The organism is Ketobacter sp. GenoA1 (assembly GCF_003671475.1).
Taxonomy (GTDB): Bacteria; Pseudomonadota; Gammaproteobacteria; order Pseudomonadales; family Ketobacteraceae; genus Ketobacter.
In genome coordinates this window covers 140674-162239 of the sequence record NZ_RCHM01000009.1, presented here as the reverse complement: position 1 = coordinate 162239, position 21566 = coordinate 140674, and the positions used below count along the sequence as shown (strand labels likewise).

The window sequence follows — 21566 nt, the reverse complement described above, 5'->3', positions numbered from 1 at the left end:
GCTCAAGACTCCGTTTGAATCCTTAATTTTGCTTGGAACAGAATTTTTTCGGAGAATAGACCTATGAAAAAGCAACTGATAGCAGTGGGGTTGATCCTGTCTGCGCTGTTAAGCGGGGCAGCCTTTGCCGGCAATGGCACAGGCAAAGAAACCGGCCGCGCCGCCCACCACAAACACCCTGCCCAACAGGGCAAGCCTCACTGGCTGTTCAACTACATCAAAGGCGGTGCCGTGCAACTTGGTCCGCGGCCGTTTTATCTGCTGGAGGAGCTGGATGACAGTGCCCTGAAGCAGGCCCTCAAGCAATGCGAGAAAGGTCCGTTTTTCAAAACCGACTTTTCCATCGGGCACCGCGGCGCCGCATTACAGTTCCCCGAACACACCAGGGAATCCTACCAGGCTGCCGCCACCCAGGGAGCCGGTATCATTGAATGCGATGTAACTTTCACCAAAGACAAACAGCTGGTATGCCGACATTCACAATGTGACCTGCACACCACTACCAACATTCTGGACATTCCCGAACTGGCGGCCAAATGCAGCGTGCCCTTTACCCCCGCAGATCCGTTGTCGGGTACGCCGGCGCAGGCCAGTTGTTGCACCAGTGATATCACCCTGGCGGAATTCAAAAGCCTGTGCGGCAAGATGGATGCCTTCAACCCGGCTGCCACCACCGCGCAGGAATATATGCAGGGCACGGCCGACTGGCGCACCGACCTGTACGCCACCTGCGGTACCTTGCTGACCCACGCCCAGAGCATCGAATTAATCAAGGAACTGGGCGCCAAATTTACTCCGGAGCTGAAATCCCCCAGTGTGGAAATGCCTTTTGAGGGCGACTACAGTCAACAAGATTACGCACAGCAGATGATCGATGAGTACAAGGCAGCCGGCATCGCGCCGCACCAGGTCTGGCCTCAATCCTTCGACCTTGACGATGTAAAATTCTGGATTGAACAGAATCCGGCGTTTGGCAGGCAGGCGGTGTTTCTTGATGCCCGCATGTATGAGTCCAATGATTTTTCCCCCACTCTGGCCTCCATGGAAGCCTTGAAAAACCAGGGTGTTAATATTGTAGCCCCGCCCATGTGGGCGCTGTTGACACTGGACAACAACGGCAACTTAATACCCTCGGAATACGCCATCAACGCCAGAGCGGCCGGCCTGGACATCATTACCTGGACTCTGGAACGGGATGGCCCGCTGAGCGGCGGTGGCGGCTGGTACCATCAGTCCATTCGCGATGCCATCAACAACGATGGTGATACCCTGCGGGTTTTGCATGTATTGGCCCAGGATGTTGGCGTCATTGGTGTGTTCAGTGACTGGCCGGCAACCACCACTTACTACGCCAATTGTATGGGGCTGTAATCCAATCACCGGTGGTGCCGAACACGCCAGCAACCCCTGGTGTTCGGCACCACCCCATCAAAGGTTATATTTCACTGACCACTTTATTTCACTGAACGTGTCATTCGACTGAGCGCAGATCCCGCTGCTGCTGTTCCCGAACCAGGCCATCAATTAGCCCCCGCTGCTCTTCAAAGCGCCAGGGCAGCTGCTTACGCTGCTTTATATCAAGCCAGTCCCAGCGCACAATTTCCATTGTGTCTATGGGGCCCACGGGGCTGTCACCGTTGACGTAGCAGCGATAAAGATGAAATCCGTTGTCCAGGGTCAGAATCCTGAATTGCGCCGTAACGTCCAGCCCGGTTTCCTCCAGCGTTTCCCGCTCCGCGGTACAGGATGCCGTTTCCCCCGCTGCCGCGGTCCCACCGGGCAGCGCCCAATGGCCATTGCTGCGCTGCTGCACCATGAGCAGCTTATCCTGTTGCAGGATCAGGCAACCGGCGTTACCCACCACCTCATCATTCGCTGCCGGGCGGCACTCATGACCGGTGCGCTGACAGGCGATCAACAGCGGCGTGACAATTGACAGTAAAAAGGCAAGGCAATATTTGCGGTTCATTCAATCCCTGAAACAGCACACGTCATAAAAAGTGCGCTCATTATGGGGCAGCCGCCTGACAAGGTCCAGAAACCGAGGCAGCCACACGCCCCTGAACACCTTCTGACTCCAGTTTCGTCAGCCAGTGGCCCGCCTGGGTATTCACACCGCCGGACAAGGTTGCGTTGGCAAACGCCCGGTAGGCCGCGGCCTTTTTACCAAGGCCGTACTCACTGATACCCAACATAAGATTTGCCCGCCCCACATAGCGCGGCCCTATGCCCGCCTGGCACAGTTCTCGAATCACCCCATTCATCTCACCCCAGCGGGCTTGCTCCATCAATTGTTGTGCCCAGTACAGAAACAGTTCCGCATCCCCGGACAACCTGGCGGCCCTGGCCAAGGCAGCCAGCGCCCGCTCCCGTTCTCGTGCCTGCAACCAATATTCAAATAATAGCCGGTAATGGTCACCACTCTCCGCCACCACCCCCGTATCCAATGCCTGCTCCAAAACCTTGGCGCCGGCATAGGGATTACCCTGGGTGGCGTGCAGTCCCGCCAACAACAGAATATTCTGTTGGCTAAAGGTAATACCCTGCCATTGCGCCATCAGCAGATAATCCAGTGCCGACAGGTGCTGCCCCAACTTCAACAGTACCGACACCAATTGAAACCAATAATCTGCCTGGCCGGGGTAGTGTTCCAGCAACCCCTCCAGAATTGCGGCACTGCGTTGGTAATCCTGGATGCCATAGGCCAGCACCACCATCCGTTGGTACAACCCCTGTTGCTCTGGTGATGCCAACTGCAACAGACGATCCAGGCAATCGGCCACTGCCAGGTAATTGCCCAACATGGACTGGGCACGGCCATAGGTAAGCAATACATCGGGATCTGAAAACGTTTCCCAGCTCCCCAACGCCTGCAGGGCTTCGAGAGCCTGGGCCGGTTGCCGGGTATGCAGATAAACCTCCGCCAGTTCGCGCCGCAAGTCCGCCTGCACGATGGGTGCAAGGCCCTGCGCGGACAGGGCGGACTGGTAGTAGGCGATGGCTTTTTCATAGTTTCCCTGCTGAACATGGTGCCGGGCCAACTGGGAACCGGCACTGGCCCTGGCATAATCCTGTTCGATATCCGCAAAGCGTGCTTCCAGCTCGTCGATGGAGGCGGCGGCCGATTCGCTCAGCGCCCGGCCCGGATTCAACAACAGCTTGCTGCGATACTGTTGCGCGCCGGCGGTGCCGGACAGGGCCAGCAAAACAACTATGATCAGTACTTTTCCGTATCCCATCCTCGCCATGATTAATCCAGGTAAGGGCTGTTATCAGGATAGTCGCGCCAGAACAGTTCAATCTTTTGTGTCAGAACGATGTCCCCCTGCTGCTTCAGGTTACCCATGTCATAAAGCCAGTCTTCCACGGCACTTATCACCGATTGCTCGAACACCCCCCCGGGTTGGGCATCCAGCACCCGCACATTGGCGGTGCGGCCATCCGCCTTCAGGGTAAACGCCACCAATACCCAGCCATCGATCTTGTGATGCCAGGCCCGCTCTGGAATGTTCGGCCGTCGCGTCGCCAGCGGCACCACCTCAATATACCCTTTGCCTTTTTTACCGGCATCAAATCCAGCGGCGCTTACCGGCACAGGTCCACTGGATGAGGGAGCAGGCACATCGGGTGTAAGGGCCTGCCAATCCGGCTGCGCCGCAAGCGGCGGCGATGGCAACGGTTGACTGACCGGCGTCAGCGCCATGACGGGCATCAGGTTGCTGGTGGAGGCGGGCTCTGCTGCCGCTGCCGCCTCGGCCTGGGTCTGCTCCTGCTCAGGTTCCGGAGGCGGCAGCTCGACAAATTCCATACGCGTGACCGCCTGATCGATTTGGGTCGGTACGGCCTCGTCTGCCAGCAGTCGCAGCATGAACACAAACAGCAGCACCGACATCAGCAGGCCCGCCAACGCACTGCCCACACAGCGCAACATCATGGCGGCGCGACTCTCGACGCCACGGCGATTTTATCGATGCCGGCCAACCGAACCTGGTCCATCACTTTCACCAAAACACCGGTATCGGCTTTTTCATCCGACTGCACCACCACGGTTCCTTGAGGGTTTTCCGCATGCAGACGGGCAACGGTGGCTTTCAACGCCCGGACGTCAATCGGGCGGCCGTCAATCCAGATGGAACCGGACTCCTCAATGCCGATCAGTATATTGGCGCTCTCCTGGCGCTGTGCGGTTTCAGCTTCCGGTGTATTCACCGTAATGCCAGCTTCTTTCACAAAGGAGGTGGTCACAATAAAGAAAATCAACATGATGAACACCACATCCAGCATCGGTGTCAGATCCAGTTCTGTTTCCTGATCCGGCCTTTGGTGTCTACGCACGGCGCTCAGCACCTCCCTCGCGTACAACTGTGCCGATCTGCAGCGAATCAGCAAAACGATCCAGTGCTCTGCCCGCCAGCCGTTGCAGTTGCGCCGACATATACAAACCGCTGATGGCAATCACCAGGCCCGCCATGGTGGGCAGAGTCGCCCTGAACACACCCCGTGCCACACCCTGAGCATCACCGGCACCATGCAGGGCAATAACATCAAACACCGCCACCATACCGGTGACCGTACCCAGCAATCCCAACAGCGGGCACAACAACACCAGCACTTTGATAATGGGCAACGGCGAATACAACTTAAGAGACAACTCAGCGATCAGGCCCCGGCGTACGCAATGCGCCTTCCAGGATTGACGATCCGGCCGCTGCAACCAGGCCCGGCGCAATGTGCGGGCGGACACCCGCAGAGTGAAACGATAGAACCACAGGCGCTCGAAGATCAGGGTCCACATCAGGCAGGACACCATCAGCAACAACCAGATCACCGGGCCGCCCTGATCGGCAAAAAACTGTAACCGCTGCAGGTAATCATTCACCAGCATGCGCCACCTCACCTTCCAGTTGCCGGGCCAGCAAACCGGCACTTTGCTGATCCAGGCGCTGCACGAGGTTACGTGACAACGACACCACAAAACTGTGGGAGAACAACAGGGGAATGGCCACCACCAAGCCCAACACCGTTGTCATCAACGCCTGGGAGATTCCGCCTGCCATCAACTTGGGATCACCATTGCCAAACAAGCTGATGGATTGGAACGTCAGAATCATACCGGTTACCGTACCCAGCAATCCCAGCAAGGGCGCAGTGGCCGCCAGCAGCTTGATAAAGTTCTGCCCACGCTCCAGCGCAGGCAACTCCGCCAGTACGGATTCATCCAGTTTGAATTGATAGTTTTCATCCCGCTCGACGCGAAACTGACGGGCTTTAATCAAAACGCGCCCCAGCGGGTTATCCTCCACCGGCGCCTGCAGATGTTGCAACTGCGAATTGACTTTAACCGAAACCCACAGCAGATAGCTGATGCGCCACAGCGACAACAACACACCCAGCCCCCCCAACACCAATATGATGATGCCAATCAGGCCGGCCTGTTCGATGCGATCACGTAACGACACGCTGGCCCCCAGTTGCCTGATCAGGGCACCCCGGGTTGGATCAACCACTAAGGTGGTGAGGGTTGACGGGTGCCGGTAAAAATCCTCAATCGTACTCTGATACCGGCTGGCCGGTTGCGTGGCCGGCAACAGCAGCTCGGCGTTTTCCGGGATGAACTGCAGGAACCCAGCCGCGGTAAAGGTGGTGAATGCCCCCACCCTCACCAAGCTCCCGGAGCGCACCTGACCGCTCACATCCGTATACACGCCTTGGTACTGGCTCACTGCGGCGGCCAGCGTCATTTCCTCCTGCAGCAGCAGCCACAGGGATTCCAGATCTTCGATTTGCGGAAGAGCGTCCAGGGCTGACAGGCGCTGCAGCTCGGCTTCGCGCTCCGGTCGCTGCGGGACAACCAGGGATTGCTGCAGACTGGCATGCACCTCACCGGCGATACGGACAAAAGCGCCCTGCAGAGCACGCAGATCCTGTCCTTGCTCCTGTAACCGGGATTCAAGTTGCTGCACCTCGGCGGTCAGATCCGCCAGCTCATCCTGCAGTGGTTGCAGGGTTTTCATCTGCTGCCGTTTTTCAGCCCGGGCCCGATCCAGGCGCGCTTTCTGCTGCGCCTGTTCCTCAAGAAAGCGTTGTTCCCTGGCGCGCAGCTCGGCCTGCTGTTGCGTCCGCTCCTGTTGCAAGCGTTGCAGTAATTCGGCCAACGATCGGGCTTCTGCCTCTTCAACCGCGGCCACAGCAGAACAATGCATCAGTGCCACAGCGGCGGACAGCAACAGTGAGGACAACAGCGTCAGCAATCTATTGCCCATCACCGGCCTCCCCGCGCTGCCCGCTCAACTCGACTGCCGCCATCGGTAACGGCAGCAACCTGGGCGCAACCTGGCCACGGGCCACCCGTATCCCGTCACCAATCACGCGGGCGAAGCGGTCCGGCAAGGGAGCCCATTGGCGGCTGGCGGCATCCCAATAGCCCACGGTGGCTGCATCAGGGGTAAGGAAATAGAGCGCCGTGCGCCCTACCCGCAAACACGCCACACTCAGTGATTGCCCCTGCCACTGGATCTGATCCCGGTAGGCTTCCAGAGTATTGCCGTATTCCAATTCAATCTGGAACGCTTCCATCACCAATTGGAATCGATCCGCCAACGACAAGCTGACATCCTGCACCCGCTCCCGGAGCATCAATACCGAGTCAATGCGTTGCTGGTGATGAAACGGCAGGTCCAGCACAATAAACTGTTCCAATGCCTGCACCATGCTGGCCAACAACGGCAGCAGCCGCTGCTCGGTGATTTGCCTGGTTTCCAGTTGATGGAGCAACACCGACCTGCGTGCTTCCTGCTGCTGCAATGCCTGAGTCAGGTGTTGCTTCTGCACCTGAAAATAATCGCTGTCCAGCGCCAGTTGCCGGTATTCCTCCAGCATCTGCCGGGTGCTGTCTGCCACCTTATTGATTGTTTGCTGAGATTTGACGGCCTGCTGATTGATGGCACGGGCCTCATCGAGACTGTGCTCCAGACTTTGCGCTGGAGCCTCACCGGCCACCAGCACCGTGCAGAATACCGATAAAAAAAACCTGATTCTCATTACCACCCCATCGGCAATACCTGGCTGAGTTATACTGTGTAAACTTTAGTGCAACGATACAGGGAATGGAAATCACTAACTGTTGGCGGCCGAATCAACCTCCACATTGACCGCAGGAACCAGATTTCGTACCAGGGCCTGGCGCACCTGATCCAATTTGATTGGCTTGGACACGTAGTCGTTCATACCGGCCGCCATGCATTCATCACGGTCCCCATCCATGGCATTTGCTGTCATGGCAACCACCGGCAGCTGCGCCAAGGCATCTATTTTCCGAAGCTGCCGGGTTGCATCATACCCATCCATCACCGGCATCTGCACATCCATAAACACAATGTCCACTGTCTGCTCGCGCAGAAAATTCAAGGCTTCCAGTCCATTGTCCACCACATCAACCGTTTGAACACCGAGCTTCCTCAGGATCCCGCCAGCCACTTTTTGATTGACTTCGTTATCTTCAACCACCAGCACCCGATAGGATGACAGATCCACCTTTATGGGATCACCGTCGTGATCTTCCAGCTCCGCTATCTGTTCAGGACTGGCCGTCTCACAGGGAAGGCTGAAACAGAATTCACTGCCCTGCCCTGGTGTTGACGTTAGCGCCAGCTCACCGTCCATCAACCGTACCAATTTACGGCTGATGCTCAAACCCAAGCCGGTGCCACCGTATTCCCGGGTGGTGGTACCATCGGCTTGCTGAAAGCTGTCGAACACCGCCTCCTGCTGGTCCGCTGCAATACCAATACCCGTATCCAATACCGAAAACCGAATGCGCTGCCCATCCGCGTACACTGAGTCCAGGCGCAGCACCACACCGCCACGCTGAGTGAACTTGATGGCATTGCTGATCAAATTGGTCAGCACCTGCCATAACCGGGTCCGGTCGCCGATGACATAATCCGGTACGGCCGCATCCACCACCACCTTGATGGTCAGGTGTTTATTTTTCACCTGTTGGCTGTAGAGGCTGCACAGATCCTCGGTCAACTCCCGTAAACTGAATGGTTTCTTCTCCAGTTCCAGTTTGCCCGACTCGATTTTGGAAAGGTCCAACACATCGTTGATCAGGTCCAGCAGGGTTCTGCCGGAGCGGCGGGCAATGTCCACATAATGCCGCTGTACCGCATCCAGCCCCGGCTTATCGATCAGCTCCAGCATACCCAGAATACCGTTCATGGGTGTGCGAATTTCGTGACTCATGTTGGCCAGGAATTTGGAGCGAACCTGAATGGCCTGCTCCAATTGCCGGTTAACCTGACTCATTTCCTGCAGGTGACGTTCACTGACCTTGGTTTCCGCCTGAGCCACTTCCTGCTCCCGCAACATTTCAAAGTGACGGCGTTTCAGCTCATTGATGCGCCCTGCCAGGCTCATGGAAAACAGCATCAGTTCCGCCGCCGAACCCACTTTAATGGCCAGCGGAGCCAGAAAATAGAACGGCACCAGATTCAAGGAAGACAACGACGTAAAAATCACCGAGGATAAAAACATCCCCTGCCCGAACACAAAATAGGACGCCGCCTGGTAACCGGTCAGATAACGGTATAGCGCAACGGGAAACAGCAACAGCACGGTGAACATCACCAAGGACACATTAATCTTGGCGGCCACGGTGGGCGAAACCAGCATTTCAACCAGCAGAGCCACAGCGGGCACCCACATGTAGTATCGATAGAACCGATCCAGCCTGGGCAGTTCAGCCCGGGTCTGCAGAAAACTGCGGGTAAACTGGATAAAGGCCACCGCCATGGCGGTGGAACAAAAGTAAATTCCCTTGTCCGCAAGAAACAGGTTTTCAGGAAACAGGATACCGGCATAGCCATTGAGCGACGCAATAAAGCCGATTTGCAGAACAACACAAATCACGTATTCCAGATAAATACGCTCCCGTACCACCAGCATCAACAGCAGGTTATACATCATCATGGCGAACGCGATTCCGTAATAGCCACCGTCCAGCCACTCGGTGCTGGTATTGAGCGCCACCAGCCCGGTTTCCGTGGACAGATAAACCGGCAGGGACAAGGAGCTGGTAGACTGTACCCGCACATACACTGTCTGTTGCTGGCCTGCAGCCAGCTCCAGCCGATGCAGGTAATCCTTAACGGGATATTCCCGCTCCTGCAGCGGCCGATGATCACCTGCCTTGCGGTGTACAACCTGGTTGTTTTGGTCCAGATGATAAAAGTCCACGAAATCCAGCAGCGGATACCTAACCTGCAGGGTCAGTGTGGTGGAGTGTGGCAACGCATTGCGGATGGCGATACGCAGCCAGTAGGCCGATTCACTGTAGCCGAATTGCAGAGTATCCCGGTTCGTATAGGAATAGGCCGACACCGGCTGCAGCAATACATCCTGAATCGTCCACCGGGTCGATGGGTCTTCTATGAAACCCACCTGCTGCACCAGGCGCTGGGAAAAATCCTTATGCCCGATATCAACAACAGGCGTATCCGCCTGCACCACAACGGCACAGCTCATCAGCAACAAGCCGGCAAGGATTCTCAGCGACAAGCACCACCGACAGTTCCGGATCTGGGCCATGATTTCAACACATCAATGAAGTTACTTTTCAATTGTTTTAAGTCTAGCCGAGACTGACGGCATGACGGCAATTGCGCTTTTTTATTGCCAACGGATGTAAAAACCTGAACCGCACTGTGGTGATGAAACAATCAGAAATACTCTAGATCTTGGCCTGGATGCTTTTTCCATTACAATTTTATGACTGTGAATTCTTGCTAAAAAGTCAGGTAGTCTTTTGCATACGTCCTCAAACAATGCGGTTACCGGTTTGGAGAAGCAGCTGGGCTTACTCCTCTACCAACCCTATAAGCTCATGATATTTCTGCCGATTCTCATCTTCAGCACGAATCTGATCGGCGCGCTGGTGGTGGTACTGATGGCCCTTGGCCTAAATCGGTTTGCCCGCATGCTGCCGGTACTCTGGGCACGGATCAACGCGCTGTCGTCGCTGTCCCGGGTAAAAGTCAGTGGCCGCCAGCATGTAGACCCACACCAATCTTACGTGATCGTGGCCAATCATCGCAGCCATTTTGATATTCTGGCGGTTTACGGCTGGCTGGGAATCGATTTTCGCTGGGTTATGAAGCAGGAACTGCGCAAGGTACCCGCCCTGGGTATTGCCTGCGAGAAGCTGGGCCATGTGTTTGTGGACCGTTCCGACAGCGACAAGGCCCGCGCTTCCATCGAACAGGTAAAAGCAGAAATCCGCGAGGGTACCTCCATCTTCTTTTTCCCGGAGGGCACCCGCACCGAGGGTGTCCAAATGCTGCCGTTCAAACGGGGGGCTTTCAAGCTGGCAAAAGAGTTGGGGCTACCGGTGCTGCCCATCACCATTAACGGATCAGGAAAAGTTCTGCCCGCGCGCTCCCTGAATCTGGTGCCGGGCAACGTTGAACTGATCATCCACGCGCCCATCCCATCAGCGGATGCGGACGAGCAGGAGCTGTCCTGCCTCGCCCGGGACCGCATCGCTTCCCACCTGGAAAGTCCCTGATCCAATCAACGCAAATGCGGGCAGTTCAATATAATAAACGTCTGTTTGCCTTCCTCTATCTCGGAATCCGGCACCACGGCATTGCCGCCCAGTTCAGCTGCCGTGTTGCGGGCCAGGGTAGCCAGCTCTTCGGCCATTTTTTCCTGATTGCGGTTCACAAACCAGATTTTATCCAGTACCTGACTGGTGGTACGACGCACCTGCTCACATTGTTTGGTCTGAAACGGCTTCAGAACCAGAATATCTTCTGCTGCCGGATTCAGATCCACCCAGCTGCAGGCACTCAACAACGCTGTACCCAGCGCGACCACCGCTATCGATTTAATCGTTTTCATATCACTCCCATTGTTTACAGGTTGTTTCACATCAAGCGCCAATGGTAAAACAGCGCCACCCAAACCGAAACAGGGGGCCAGGCAAGGCATTGCCATTTTTGACCATAATTGCTCACCAGTAGACCCTATTTTTGCTCCGCAAGCGCCCCCTTTGCCGTGTTTAATCACTCCTGTAAGCAAATACAACCAACACAGCACTTCAGGAGCACACTATGCACAACCTCATCAGCAACTTCAAAATCACCGCCCTCGCCCTGGTGGTATCGTCATCTCTGCTGGCCACCGCCTGCACTTCTCAGCAGACGAAACCCGATACCGCCTATACCCCCAGCCAGGAACCCGAGCCCACCGCTATCAGCACCAGCAGCATCAGTCTGCAGGCGCTACCGGATACCCTGGCCACAGATCCCCAGCTTGAGCCTGAACAGGCACCCGGGATGGAGGCGGTGGATGGCGACCATGCCATGGCTGCCGCCGATACCGACAGCAGGCCGGCTAAAACGCTGTTTCTGTTTGGCTTTGACCAAAAGGATCTGGACACGGATGCCGAATCCCTGCTGCGCCAACACGGGCAATTTCTGGCAGCCCATCCGGAGATGAAAATCAGCATCAACGGCCACGCGGACCCCCAGGGGGATGCCGAATACAATCGCTATCTGGCGCAACAGCGGGCAGATTACGTAGCCCGGCTGCTCACCGACGAAGGGGTCGGCAAGGAGCAGATTCTGGTGCGCAGCTGGGGTGCGGAAGCACCGGCTCCGGCCGCCACCCACCACCGGGACAACCGCCGCGTGGAACTGATTTACGAGGATGAGTATCTGGTCAACTACCAAAGCGAATAAACAGCGGGGCACTGCCCATCCCCCACCGCGAACAGGCCCGCCGGCACGTTTTGCTGAGCGGGCCTGTTGCATTCTGTGCTAAGGTGCAGGTTTACCTTTAATCAACTACCTGGCACCACGACAGACATCTATGAGCACTCAATTCAGTGTCGAACAGATCAAATCCGGTTTTGCCCAGTCCGGTTATATCTGTAACGACAGCATCGCCATGACCATGTTCCTGGCCTATCAATTGGAAAAACCGGTGTTGGTGGAAGGCCCCCCCGGCGTGGGCAAAACCGAACTGGCCAAAGCCACCGCCCAGTTCCTGAATTACGAGCTGATTCGCTTGCAATGCTATGAGGGCCTGGACGAGGCCAAGGCGCTGTACGAGTGGAAATACGGCAAGCAACTGCTGTATACCCAGGTATTAAAAGACAAACTGGGTGATCTGCTGAAGGGCGCCCACGGCCTGGCCGAATCCATCGATCGCCTGCATGAATTCGGCGATATTTTTTACTCGGAGCAGTTTCTGGAACCGCGCCCGCTATTGCAGGCACTGCAGGCGCAACGGGGCACGGTGTTGCTGATCGACGAGATTGACAAAGCGGACAATGAATTCGAATCCTTCCTGTTGGAAATGTTGTCGGATTACCAGATTTCCATTCCGGAAATAGGCACCATCAAAGCCCGCCGCCATCCCATCGTATTCCTCACCAGCAACAATACCCGGGAGCTGAGTGACGCCCTCAAGCGGCGCTGCCTGCACCTGTTTATCCCCTTTCCCGACAGCGCCCTGGAACGGGATATCATTCAGACCCGGGTGCCCGGCATCAACGAAAAACTGCGGGCACAGCTGGTGGGATTCGTACAGGAAATCCGTAAACTGGATCTGAAAAAGCAACCCGCCATCAGTGAAACCATCGATTGGGCCCGTACCCTACTGTTGCTGCACGCCGAGGCGCTGACCCCGGAGATGGTGGAAACCACATTGAATGTCTTGTTGAAACATGAGGATGACATCAATAACGTCAAAGACGACATGCGAACCCTGTTCAACAAACTGTTTAAACGCTAGAGACCGCCATGGATCGTATTCTGGTGGATTTTATCAAAGCGTTACGGGGCAACGGAGTGCGCATCGCCACCTCCGAAACCCTGGATGCCATTCACGCCGTTGATCTGGTGGGCTACCGTGAACGCAGCCGACTCAAATCCGCCCTCAGTGCCACCCTGGCCAAATCCGAAGAAGAGAAAGCCCGCTTTAACACCTGCTTTGATCAGTTCTTCCAGTTTAACGATCTGCAAACGCTGGCCCAGCCCCCTGCGCCGCAAGCGCCACCGGGCAACCGCCTGCAACAGATGCTGAACGGCGCCCAGCCGGCTGCTGAGCAGGCCCAATCCCCCCTCGGGCAAATGCTGATGGCCGGTGACAGCGAGGCCATTGCAGCGGCCATGGCGCAGGCGGCCAGCGCTGCCAAGGTGCGGGATATCAGGGTCATCACACAAAAGGGCCTGTACGGGCGACGCATGATGATGGCCATGGGGCTGGAAGCAATGGAGCAGGAGATGTGGGCGGCAGAAGCCGCCACCGATGCGCAACAACAGGCCCTTGGGGATGCCTTGCGCAAGGCGCGGGAACTGCTGCGGGAAGAGGTCAAACACTATGTGGAGCGCCAGTATTTGTTGCAGGCCAGCGGCGACAGCCGAGCCCTGCGGGAATCCGTAATGCGCGAAACCAGCCTGGAAAACCTGCGCGAGTTCAAGGACGTGCAGGGGCTGGTGCGCAAGCTGGCCAAACGCCTGGTGGCCACCCATTCCCGTCGCCGCAAAATCTATCAACGGGGCAAACTGGATGTCCGCCGCACCATTCGTCACAACATACCTTACAGCGGTGTCCTGCTGGAAACCCGCTGGAAAGCCAAACGGGTGGACAAACCCAAGGTCATGGCCATTTGCGATGTCAGTGGATCGGTCAGTCAGTATTCCCGCTTTCTGCTGATGTTTCTCTACAGCCTTACGGAAGTGATTGCCAATGTGCGCGCCTTCGCCTTTTCATCCGACTTACAGGAAGTCACCCAGTGGTTTCTGCGGGAGAATCTTGACACCGCCATCGAGCTGACCCTCAAAGAGGTTGGTGGCGGTTCCACTGATTACGGCCGCTCTCTGGACACCTTTACCCATCAATGCCTGCAGCAGGTGGATCACCGTACCACGGTAATCGTGCTGGGTGACGCCCGCAACAACTATGGGGACCCGCGCACCGAACTGTTGCAGGCGATTCACAACCGGGCCCGGCAACTGATCTGGCTGAATCCGGAAAGCCGCTTACGCTGGGGCAGCGGTGATTCTGAAATGAAACGCTACAAGCCCCATTGCAGCTGGGCTGAACCCTGCCAGTCCCTCAATCAGTTGGAGCGCTTCATTAGCAATCTGCTGCGTTATAGCCAATAATGAAAAGAGCTTGCAGCGGACTTCCCCCCCCAAAAACCTGTAGAACGAGATTTGTTATGTCGGATCATCCAAAAACCCTGCCCATCCCTCCCGAAATTCAAAACAGCGATGCCCAGGAACTGGTTAGAGTGTGGGATGTGGACGGCAAACAACACGTCTCCATCAGCAGCGCGTTGGGTGGCTCACCGAAACAATTCGGTCAACTGCTGGCGCAGATCGCTCTCTACAGCGCCCAGATTTATGAACAAAACGAAAAGCTGGAACGCACCGACTGCCTGCGTCAGATCCTCACCGGATTCAAGGAGGAAGTGGCCAAGGAAGTCACCCGACAAGGTTGAGCTGGCCCACGGAAAAAAAGAAAAAAAAGGGGAAGCTTCCGCCTCCCCTTATCACCGGGATAGATAGATGCATAATCTATCTGTTCATCAGATTACTCCGCCAAGGTCTGAGGTTCATTGAGTTATATCAATAACGCCACACCCTTTCCTGCTTGCAGCACGATTTACTGCAGGAAAGTGCCGAACAGGCTCAGCATCACCGTGCCATTCACCATACCCAATACCGCCCCCATAAACACATCGCTGGGATAATGTAACCCCAACACCACCCGGGCCAGCGCTGTCAGCAAGGCAAACGGCAGCAGGAGCAACCCCAGGCCCGGGACCGCATAGGTTAGCAGGATGGTAAATGCCACCGCATGCATGGTGTGGCCGGATGGAAAACTGTAACAATCCAGGGTACGCGCGCCCTGGCGGATACAGCGATGGCTGACAAAAGGCCGAGGGCGCATGGAGCGTTTCTTGATGTAGCGATAAATGTAAACTCCCCAGGCCGCCATCAGGATCATCAGAGCTGTGATCACAAACCCCTCAGCCCCCATAAAAACGGGGAACAGCAGCATCAGGCCATACCAGAAAATACCATCCCCCAAACGACTGATGGTGCTGAAAAAGCGGTGCAGATGGGAATCCCGAATCCACCGGTTCAAACGAATACAATACAAGGCATCCACATGCCCCATTTTTTCAACTACGGCGGCCACGGACTTTTCCATTATCAACACCTCAATTGGTTTGCGGAATGGCTGCCCATTCCTCGGCTAGATCGGATTCCCTCAACAACACTTCCTTGTGATCGGCCCAATGCACCAGCTCGAATTGACCGTCCCTGGATTCGATCAACGCCGTGCAATGTTCTACCCAATCACCATCATTGCAGTACAACACCCCCTCAATGCGGCGCATACCGCTTTGGTGAATGTGGCCACAGATGAAACCGTCGTATTTGAGTTCTTGTGCTTGACGAGCGGCGATGGTCTCAAAGCGCCGGATAAATTGATTGGCCTTGCCGATGCGTTTTTTCAGATAACCTGCCAAAGACCAGTACGGCAGCTTGAAAATACGGCGCAATCCATTCAACAACGTATTCAATCGCAACAGTAAAGAATGGGACAGATCCCCCACCACATACCAGAACACACCGGCATGTAAGGCGCTGTCGAATTCATCGCCATGGCTGACAAAGAAACGCCGGCCATCGGCACAATAATGCACCCGGTTCCGATGAATCTCGATGCCCGCCACCATCTGGCCGCAGAAGCGACGCATCAGGGCATCGTGATTGCCCGGGATATAAATCACCCTGGTTCCCTCGCGGGCCAAAGCCATCACCTTTTCCACCACCTGTTCGTGCAGTGGCGTGAAATTTACCCGCCGGCGCATGTGCAACAGGTCGATGATGTCGCCCACCAGATAGAGATACTCCATCTGACAGGTTTCCAGAAAGTCCAGCAAATACTGTGCCTGACAGGCCGCGGTACCCAGATGGACATCGGAAACAAACGCAGAACGGACTTGGGTTTTGATCATATCCAGCCTCCTGTTGACCAGCAGACTAGGCGGTTTGCAGGGCGTTTTTCTGACAAAGTCATGAACAATTGATGACAATGGAATGCCCACAGGCTCGACAAACGCGCCCTGCGGGCCTACCATCCCGACCATCAAGGATTAACAGGCAGGAACCCCATGAACCACTCTATTCGATTGATTTTCCTTTCATTACTGGCGCTGCTCGGGGCCTGCGCCAGTACCCAGGTGGAGGAAAGCTGGACCCTCCCGGGTTATGCGCCGCCGCCGGCAGAACAACGCAAAGTGCTGGTGGTCACCCTGGCATCCACTGAAACCATACGCAAGGCGTTCGAACTGGCCTTTGTAAAAGAGTTGGAGGAAAACGGAATCCTGGCGGTGCCCTCATTGCAGTGGATGCCGGACAGCACGCAAGTGAACCGCGACAGCTTGCGCCCCATTGTCGCGCAGAACGGCATCACATCAGTGCTGGTCAACAGCCTGCGCGGCATCGAAACGTCCAAGACCTATCAGCCGGCGGAGCAAATCGGCCCCGGGGATAACCTGTATCGAAACTTTGATACCTATATGGTGTACAGCAGCAGCGGACAGCATGAAACCGGAAGTTATGCGGAAATGACCGAATACCTGCTGGAAACCAACCTGTTCGATGCCCGTAATGAAAAACTGAGCTGGTCGGTCAGAACCCGAACCACCGACCCCACCAGCCTCGAGGCCGGTGTTCGTAGCGTGGTTTCCAAGGTGATTCAACAAGCGGAAAACGACAACGTGTTCTGAAGCAATAGAACCGGATTCAAGCCAATAAAAAAGGGTGCTGAACGGCACCCTTTTTTATTGGCCAGCGGTGAATCGACAGGCTAGAACATACCTGATAACAGCATGTGACAAGCGATACTGGCGATATAGCCCAAGGCGATGGCCCAGCTCCATTTGAGGTGACTGAAAAAGGTGTACAACCCCTTGGACTGCCCCATCAACGCCACACCGGCCGCCGACCCCACAGACAGCAAGCTACCACCCACACCGGCGGTGAGGGTAACCAATAGCCATTGGTTCAGGTCCATCTCGGGGTTCATGGTCAACACCGCAAACATCACCGGAATATTATCCACCAGAGCCGACAGCACACCGACGATAATGTTGGCGGTGGTTGCCCCCCAGCCTACATACATGATGTGGGAAACTTCCGCCAGAAAACCCAAGGTGCCCAAGCCGCCAACACAGAAGATCACACCAAAGAAGAATAACAACGTATCCCACTCGGCCCGCGCTACCTTGTTGAAAATATTGAACTCAGCCGGGCCCTCGGCGGAATTCTGGGTAATCTTAATGTAGTAGGAAAACAGCAGCAGGTAGCTGAGGCCCGTCATCATGCCCAGGAAAGGCGGTAAATGCAGAAACTGCTCAAAACACACCGCAGTGGCAATGGTGCACAGAAACAGGACACAGATACGCCGGGCACCGCGCTTCATACTGACACTTTCTGCAATGGGGGAAGGGGTCACTTTTGGCACCACCAGATTCATCAATATCGCCGGTACCAGGAAATTCACCACCGCCGGAAGGAACAGATTGAAGAACTGTACAAACTCCGCCTTGCCGCTTTGCCACACCATCAGCGTGGTGATGTCACCGAACGGACTGAAGGCACCGCCGGCATTTGCTGCGATGACGATATTGATAAAGGAAAGTGAGACAAAGCGGGGATTATCCGCACCCACCGCCAGTACCACCGCCCCCATCAACAACGCCGTCGTCAGGTTATCGGCTATGGGCGAGATAAAGAACGCCAGCCAGCCGGTGATCCAGAACAGTGTGCGGAAGCTGTAGCCTTTCTGCACCAGCACCGAACGCAGCTTCTCAAAAACATTACGCTCCGTGAGCGCGTTGATATAAATCATCGCAGTGAGCAAAAACAGGAACAAGGCCGCGTATTCATTGACGTTGTGGTCCACCGCCTCGTCCAGCAGCTCCGGGCCGCCCTCCACTGAGCCGGCAACAATCGCCACCAACACCCAAATGATCCCCGCCGCCAGGATCACCGGCTTGGATTTGCGCATGTGGATGAATTCCTCGGCAATGACCAACGCATATGCCAACACAAACAACACCACGGCCGTGATGGCCAGAGGATGAGAAATCATGTGTAGATTGCCGGAAGCCCACACGGGGCCAGCCCCCAGCAGGGCGAACAGCAGCACCCAAAAGCGATTGAGTTTCATCGAGCTAGTCTCCTTAATTTGCCGCGCGCTATTGTAACGGCATATTCATCAAAACAGTAATGCCGATCACAAAGAATCGCCTTATTCCGTTAGACAGGAGTGTAGACAATAGCGGCGGATACGACCGCTCAGAACTTCCACAGGGTAAACTGACTGGTACGTTCCCTGGCTCGGACCAGGGCCTGATCCCGCTCTTGGGGGCTGAATCGGGTCCAGTTACGAATATCATCCAGAGTCCGGCCACACCCCAGACACACATCGTCGTCATTCAGACAGCAATTGCGGACACAGGGCGATGGAATCGCCTCCTGGGTAGGTCTGTCTTTGCATGATCCGGGCATAAGCCACCAAAGTCTGTCAGATTACTTTCCAGTATAGCCGTCTCACTGCTGTATCCAAACCTCAACCCGGCGGTTGCGATGCCCATTGGGGCTGTCCGGATCGGATACCGCAACTGCACTGCCCGCCAGGGCCGATATGTTGTGACGAATGCCTTCTGCCCGCAGCGCCCAGCGCACGTTTTGCGCCCGCAAGCGGGACAGCGAAGACTGGCTGGCGCCGGTAACCGGGTTGGAAAAACCCACCAGGGTAATCCGGCTTTCCCGGTGTTCCGCAGCGGCCAGGAACGCCGCCAGACGCTGCACGTCCAGCTTGGATTTGTTATCCAGCGCTGAACTGCCATCCTCAAAACGGATATTCAGATTCAATCGCAACAACCCCGTCAAACGGCCATCCGCCGCATCCAACGACATGGCATACAGGGCCTGTGCCACATAACCGGTCCGGGCCACAATGGACTGCCCGGCATTGCTGTGAACAAAGGCAAGAAAATCACTGACCACCGGTTTCCGCTTGGCCGCCGCTGGGGTATAGAAATAAAGGCGACGGGACAAGGGGTAATCTTCCGTCGCCACCGTCAACTCACTGGGAATCAATGGCAGAGCAACACCATCCGATACCGCCAGCGCCTTGGCAGAACCGATACTGGGCAGCGCCACGAAGCCCACCGCATTGATATCGGAATTCACTGCCGCGGTCAGATCATCATTGGATTCATAGCGCCGGGATGTGCGACTGAGGGATGCGCCACTCAACACCAGGCGTTTAAAGGTGTCGAAGGTCCCGGAATTATCGTCCCGGGCGTGCAGTTTTATAACACCATCACGGCCGCCCAGTTGCGACCAGTTGCTGAGCTTACCGGAGAAGATGTCGCGCACGGACTGCAACGGCAGCTGCGCAAGAGGGTTATCCCGATGCACGATAATCGCCAGCCCATCGATGGCAACAATGTGTTCGTTCTCCAGACTGAGCATATCGCCCAGCGCTGACAGGCTCATCACCTCCTCCTCCCTGATCGGCCGTGATGATGCCCCCAGATCCGCGCCACCGCTGGCTAATGCTTTGAAGCCGGTGCTGGAGCCTTTGGCGATAACCGGAACCGAGACCACAATGCCATGCTCTGTGCCATCCAGGCGCGCTGTCACTTTACGACTGTGCGCCTCCGCGGCGGACTTCACCACCACATCCGAAAAACCACGGGACTTCAGAAAACCCGCCACCAGCGCCGGGGCAAGTTTTTCGCCCACGGTATTCGAGCCAACGATACTGAATAACTCTATCTCCGCCGTGGATTGCGCAGCCTGCTCCAACGCCTGCTTCCAAGCAGCCATTACCGAAGCTGATCCCCCCATCAAACAAACAATCAACAGCACCCTGGCCAGAAAGGCAGATCCATTGCCATAAAAAAACATCACCATAACAACCTCTCGAACAGCCGGCACAAGCAAACGCGCCATAATGCATGGCGCAACGACAAAGTCTTTCTGTTACGGCGGCGGATTATAGTGACTGCGGATCTATCTGGCGAGGGCGATTCGTGAAAGTCATACGATTGTCATGGGAGTTGATCAGCTTTGTGCGGCCAACAACTGAAAGTCTTCGGCATAGTTGCGTAACTTATCAACCATGCGATCACGCTGGCGTTGCGACAGGGTTTTATCCAGTTCCAAATACAGTTGCACCACCAGCTCACTGTTGTGATCCAGTTTCTCCTGCAGGGCATCACTGCGGCCAAAGCGAGGATTGGAAATCAAGGTTCTGAAGGCCTGTTCGTAAGCCACGCGATCTTTGCGCAACGCCAATACACGCCTGAATTCCTCTTGCCAGGCCAGCCGCGCCGCCTCTATTTCCGGCCCCATCAATTCAAACTGGCCGGCCCAGTCGCTGATCTGCCCGACCTGATCATCCGACAATCGCCCGGTCCAGCGTTCGGCGTATTTTATGACTTCCTTAAAGCGCTGCTTGCGTTGTTTCTCCGGGGGCGCTTCAATGTATTCCCGACGATAGGTTGCATTGTCTTCTTCAAGACGCTGGAATAACTGTGCAATCTGCTCATCACTGGCGGTTGCCAGTAGGTCGATCAAATCATTCAACATGCGATCCATCATTGCTTCGGCAAACACTTCCGTCTGCTGTTCGATGGCTTCGATATCCGCTCGATTCAGGCCCGCTTCGGCTTTATCGGCCACCTGATTCAGAAACACTGCGTAACGGGGTAATTGATCGCTGCGGTGCCAGGCCAGATACGCCTGCAGACGATCCTCGAACAGGGTTTCCTGATGCCGTTCCAGCTCGACGTAATCATCCAGGTACCAGGGGATCAGCCAATCCAGCTGATTATAAGCAAAGCGCACGCCGCACCCGCTCAGTACTATGCTGAACAATACAACCAGACTGAACCGAAATGAGCGTCGCTGCATCGAATGACTACCTTGTTCACCCCTGCGCCGGGATGGAGTGTTAATTGATGGAGGCTCCCACGCCTTTACCAAATGGATTGACCTTAACGTAAGACATCAGTTCCATCACCGCCTCGTTGTGTTCCTTTTCCAAGGCCCACATTTCCTGCTCGTGGCGGCGCTGTTGCTTGCGGTCCAGTGCTTGCCAACTGCTGTGGGTGGGAATGTGCCGGGTGGCGTTGTAGATCTCGAAGACAACCGAAAAGCGGTGCTTGGTATCACAGTCCAGGGGCAGATTATCCAGCAATACGGCCATGCGTATGCAGCCCTCGGTGATCGGGCACTGGCTGTCCAATACCGCCGAGGCGATCACATTCAGGCTTTCATGAATATGATCAAGACGGTTTTGCTCATGGCGGGCACGCTGCTGCTCCAGCTCCTGGCGCATCTGCTGTTGCTGCCGATTGATGCGCCACACCTTCCACCACAGCCCCGCCGCCACCGCGGCGAGCACTACAACCACCCCGCTGAGGGCGGCAAATAACCACATCATGATTCAATTACCTG

23 protein-coding genes are annotated in these 21566 nt (G+C 55.9%); 7 read left to right on the top strand and 16 right to left on the bottom strand.

Going from position 1 to position 21566, the window contains the following annotated elements; genetic code table 11:
• Positions 1 to 63 precede the first annotated feature (63 nt).
• Positions 64 to 1371, top strand: coding sequence for a glycerophosphodiester phosphodiesterase family protein (locus D9N13_RS02160; RefSeq protein ID WP_290585289.1), 1308 nt, complete (start codon positions 64 to 66; stop codon positions 1369 to 1371).
• 100 nt (positions 1372 to 1471) lie between these two features.
• Here D9N13_RS02160 and D9N13_RS02155 read toward each other — a convergent pair whose 3' ends face one another.
• The 8 genes from D9N13_RS02155 to D9N13_RS02120 all read right to left on the bottom strand — a co-directional run bounded on the left by D9N13_RS02155 (position 1472) and on the right by D9N13_RS02120 (position 9558).
• Positions 1472 to 1969 (bottom strand): NUDIX hydrolase, encoded by a 498-nt coding sequence (locus D9N13_RS02155; protein WP_290585287.1) that lies wholly within the window; start codon positions 1967 to 1969, stop codon positions 1472 to 1474.
• A gap of 40 nt (positions 1970 to 2009) precedes the next feature.
• Complete coding sequence (locus D9N13_RS02150) at positions 2010 to 3248, bottom strand: tetratricopeptide repeat protein (RefSeq protein ID WP_290585285.1); 1239 nt, start codon at positions 3246 to 3248, stop codon at positions 2010 to 2012.
• 2 nt (positions 3249 to 3250) lie between these two features.
• A complete protein-coding gene (locus D9N13_RS02145; protein ID WP_290585283.1) occupies positions 3251 to 3934 on the bottom strand; it encodes a TonB family protein in 684 nt (227 codons plus the stop codon).
• On the bottom strand, positions 3931 to 4335 hold the full coding sequence (locus D9N13_RS02140) for an ExbD/TolR family protein (protein WP_290585281.1): 405 nt from the start codon (positions 4333 to 4335) through the stop codon (positions 3931 to 3933). Before D9N13_RS02140 ends, D9N13_RS02145 begins: the two co-directional genes overlap by 4 nt.
• Positions 4328 to 4885: a MotA/TolQ/ExbB proton channel family protein gene (locus D9N13_RS02135; RefSeq protein ID WP_290585279.1), complete on the bottom strand. Its 558-nt coding sequence runs from the start codon at positions 4883 to 4885 to the stop codon at positions 4328 to 4330. Before D9N13_RS02135 ends, D9N13_RS02140 begins: the two co-directional genes overlap by 8 nt.
• Complete coding sequence (locus D9N13_RS02130) at positions 4872 to 6263, bottom strand: MotA/TolQ/ExbB proton channel family protein (protein WP_290585276.1); 1392 nt, start codon at positions 6261 to 6263, stop codon at positions 4872 to 4874. The genes D9N13_RS02135 and D9N13_RS02130 overlap by 14 nt, the downstream gene beginning before the upstream one ends.
• Positions 6253 to 7041, bottom strand: a complete 789-nt coding sequence (locus tag D9N13_RS02125; protein WP_290585274.1) for a DUF3450 domain-containing protein — start codon at positions 7039 to 7041, stop codon at positions 6253 to 6255. Before D9N13_RS02125 ends, D9N13_RS02130 begins: the two co-directional genes overlap by 11 nt.
• 75 nt (positions 7042 to 7116) lie before the next feature.
• Positions 7117 to 9558, bottom strand: a complete 2442-nt coding sequence (locus tag D9N13_RS02120) for a hybrid sensor histidine kinase/response regulator (protein WP_290585272.1) — start codon at positions 9556 to 9558, stop codon at positions 7117 to 7119.
• A gap of 247 nt (positions 9559 to 9805) precedes the next feature.
• On the opposite strand from D9N13_RS02120, the gene D9N13_RS02115 reads away from it, so the two are divergent.
• Positions 9806 to 10564, top strand: a complete 759-nt coding sequence (locus D9N13_RS02115; protein WP_290585270.1) for a lysophospholipid acyltransferase family protein — start codon at positions 9806 to 9808, stop codon at positions 10562 to 10564.
• Between the two features lie 5 nt (positions 10565 to 10569).
• On the opposite strand, the gene D9N13_RS02110 is transcribed toward D9N13_RS02115, so the two are convergent.
• On the bottom strand, positions 10570 to 10899 hold the full coding sequence (locus tag D9N13_RS02110) for a DUF4156 domain-containing protein (protein ID WP_290585268.1): 330 nt from the start codon (positions 10897 to 10899) through the stop codon (positions 10570 to 10572).
• A gap of 212 nt (positions 10900 to 11111) precedes the next feature.
• Here D9N13_RS02110 and D9N13_RS02105 point away from each other — a divergent pair, with 212 nt between their 5' ends.
• From D9N13_RS02105 to D9N13_RS02090, 4 genes are all read left to right on the top strand, one after another.
• Complete coding sequence (locus D9N13_RS02105; protein ID WP_290585266.1) at positions 11112 to 11741, top strand: OmpA family protein; 630 nt, start codon at positions 11112 to 11114, stop codon at positions 11739 to 11741.
• Positions 11742 to 11871: 130 nt separating this feature from the next.
• Positions 11872 to 12798: an AAA family ATPase gene (locus D9N13_RS02100; RefSeq protein ID WP_290585264.1), complete on the top strand. Its 927-nt coding sequence runs from the start codon at positions 11872 to 11874 to the stop codon at positions 12796 to 12798.
• Between the two features lie 8 nt (positions 12799 to 12806).
• Entirely contained in the window at positions 12807 to 14174 is a 1368-nt protein-coding gene (locus D9N13_RS02095; RefSeq protein ID WP_290585262.1) for a vWA domain-containing protein, read from the top strand.
• A gap of 56 nt (positions 14175 to 14230) precedes the next feature.
• A complete protein-coding gene (locus D9N13_RS02090; protein WP_290585260.1) occupies positions 14231 to 14512 on the top strand; it encodes a DUF5076 domain-containing protein in 282 nt (93 codons plus the stop codon).
• 164 nt (positions 14513 to 14676) lie between these two features.
• Here the strand turns inward: D9N13_RS02090 and D9N13_RS02085 are convergent, their stop codons facing one another.
• Entirely contained in the window at positions 14677 to 15228 is a 552-nt protein-coding gene (locus D9N13_RS02085; RefSeq protein WP_290585258.1) for a phosphatase PAP2 family protein, read from the bottom strand.
• Between the two features lie 10 nt (positions 15229 to 15238).
• On the bottom strand, positions 15239 to 16042 hold the full coding sequence (locus D9N13_RS02080) for a UDP-2,3-diacylglucosamine diphosphatase (RefSeq protein WP_290585256.1): 804 nt from the start codon (positions 16040 to 16042) through the stop codon (positions 15239 to 15241).
• 156 nt (positions 16043 to 16198) lie between these two features.
• Between D9N13_RS02080 and D9N13_RS02075 the strand changes: the two genes are divergently transcribed.
• Positions 16199 to 16816, top strand: coding sequence for a hypothetical protein (locus D9N13_RS02075; protein WP_290585254.1), 618 nt, complete (start codon positions 16199 to 16201; stop codon positions 16814 to 16816).
• 80 nt (positions 16817 to 16896) lie between these two features.
• On the opposite strand, the gene nhaD is transcribed toward D9N13_RS02075, so the two are convergent.
• From nhaD to D9N13_RS02050, 5 genes are all read right to left on the bottom strand, one after another.
• A complete protein-coding gene (nhaD, locus tag D9N13_RS02070) occupies positions 16897 to 18261 on the bottom strand; it encodes a sodium:proton antiporter NhaD (protein ID WP_290585252.1) in 1365 nt (454 codons plus the stop codon).
• 128 nt (positions 18262 to 18389) lie between these two features.
• Positions 18390 to 18602 (bottom strand): DUF1289 domain-containing protein, encoded by a 213-nt coding sequence (locus tag D9N13_RS02065; protein ID WP_290585249.1) that lies wholly within the window; start codon positions 18600 to 18602, stop codon positions 18390 to 18392.
• A 42-nt stretch (positions 18603 to 18644) separates the two neighbouring features.
• A complete protein-coding gene (locus D9N13_RS02060; RefSeq protein ID WP_290585247.1) occupies positions 18645 to 20018 on the bottom strand; it encodes a phosphate ABC transporter substrate-binding/OmpA family protein in 1374 nt (457 codons plus the stop codon).
• A gap of 150 nt (positions 20019 to 20168) precedes the next feature.
• A complete protein-coding gene (locus D9N13_RS02055) occupies positions 20169 to 21020 on the bottom strand; it encodes a DUF6279 family lipoprotein (RefSeq protein ID WP_290585245.1) in 852 nt (283 codons plus the stop codon).
• Positions 21021 to 21060: 40 nt separating this feature from the next.
• On the bottom strand, positions 21061 to 21552 hold the full coding sequence (locus tag D9N13_RS02050) for a DUF2489 domain-containing protein (protein WP_290585243.1): 492 nt from the start codon (positions 21550 to 21552) through the stop codon (positions 21061 to 21063).
• Positions 21553 to 21566: the final 14 nt, after the last annotated feature.

Coding starts and splice junctions, on each gene's coding strand:
- D9N13_RS02080 (WP_290585256.1), bottom strand. CDS start 16,042: ATGATCAAAACCCAAGTCCGTTCTGCGTTTGTTTCCGATGTCCATCTG.
- D9N13_RS02130 (WP_290585276.1), bottom strand. CDS start 6,263: ATGGGCAATAGATTGCTGACGCTGTTGTCCTCACTGTTGCTGTCCGCC.
- D9N13_RS02060 (WP_290585247.1), bottom strand. CDS start 20,018: ATGGTGATGTTTTTTTATGGCAATGGATCTGCCTTTCTGGCCAGGGTG.
- D9N13_RS02105 (WP_290585266.1), top strand. CDS start 11,112: ATGCACAACCTCATCAGCAACTTCAAAATCACCGCCCTCGCCCTGGTG.
- D9N13_RS02095 (WP_290585262.1), top strand. CDS start 12,807: ATGGATCGTATTCTGGTGGATTTTATCAAAGCGTTACGGGGCAACGGA.
- D9N13_RS02085 (WP_290585258.1), bottom strand. CDS start 15,228: ATGGAAAAGTCCGTGGCCGCCGTAGTTGAAAAAATGGGGCATGTGGAT.
- D9N13_RS02150 (WP_290585285.1), bottom strand. CDS start 3,248: ATGGCGAGGATGGGATACGGAAAAGTACTGATCATAGTTGTTTTGCTG.
- D9N13_RS02100 (WP_290585264.1), top strand. CDS start 11,872: ATGAGCACTCAATTCAGTGTCGAACAGATCAAATCCGGTTTTGCCCAG.
- D9N13_RS02145 (WP_290585283.1), bottom strand. CDS start 3,934: ATGATGTTGCGCTGTGTGGGCAGTGCGTTGGCGGGCCTGCTGATGTCG.
- D9N13_RS02135 (WP_290585279.1), bottom strand. CDS start 4,885: ATGCTGGTGAATGATTACCTGCAGCGGTTACAGTTTTTTGCCGATCAG.
- D9N13_RS02050 (WP_290585243.1), bottom strand. CDS start 21,552: ATGATGTGGTTATTTGCCGCCCTCAGCGGGGTGGTTGTAGTGCTCGCC.
- D9N13_RS02110 (WP_290585268.1), bottom strand. CDS start 10,899: ATGAAAACGATTAAATCGATAGCGGTGGTCGCGCTGGGTACAGCGTTG.
- nhaD (WP_290585252.1), bottom strand. CDS start 18,261: ATGAAACTCAATCGCTTTTGGGTGCTGCTGTTCGCCCTGCTGGGGGCT.
- D9N13_RS02075 (WP_290585254.1), top strand. CDS start 16,199: ATGAACCACTCTATTCGATTGATTTTCCTTTCATTACTGGCGCTGCTC.
- D9N13_RS02125 (WP_290585274.1), bottom strand. CDS start 7,041: ATGAGAATCAGGTTTTTTTTATCGGTATTCTGCACGGTGCTGGTGGCC.
- D9N13_RS02155 (WP_290585287.1), bottom strand. CDS start 1,969: ATGAACCGCAAATATTGCCTTGCCTTTTTACTGTCAATTGTCACGCCG.
- D9N13_RS02055 (WP_290585245.1), bottom strand. CDS start 21,020: ATGCAGCGACGCTCATTTCGGTTCAGTCTGGTTGTATTGTTCAGCATA.
- D9N13_RS02065 (WP_290585249.1), bottom strand. CDS start 18,602: ATGCCCGGATCATGCAAAGACAGACCTACCCAGGAGGCGATTCCATCG.
- D9N13_RS02090 (WP_290585260.1), top strand. CDS start 14,231: ATGTCGGATCATCCAAAAACCCTGCCCATCCCTCCCGAAATTCAAAAC.
- D9N13_RS02160 (WP_290585289.1), top strand. CDS start 64: ATGAAAAAGCAACTGATAGCAGTGGGGTTGATCCTGTCTGCGCTGTTA.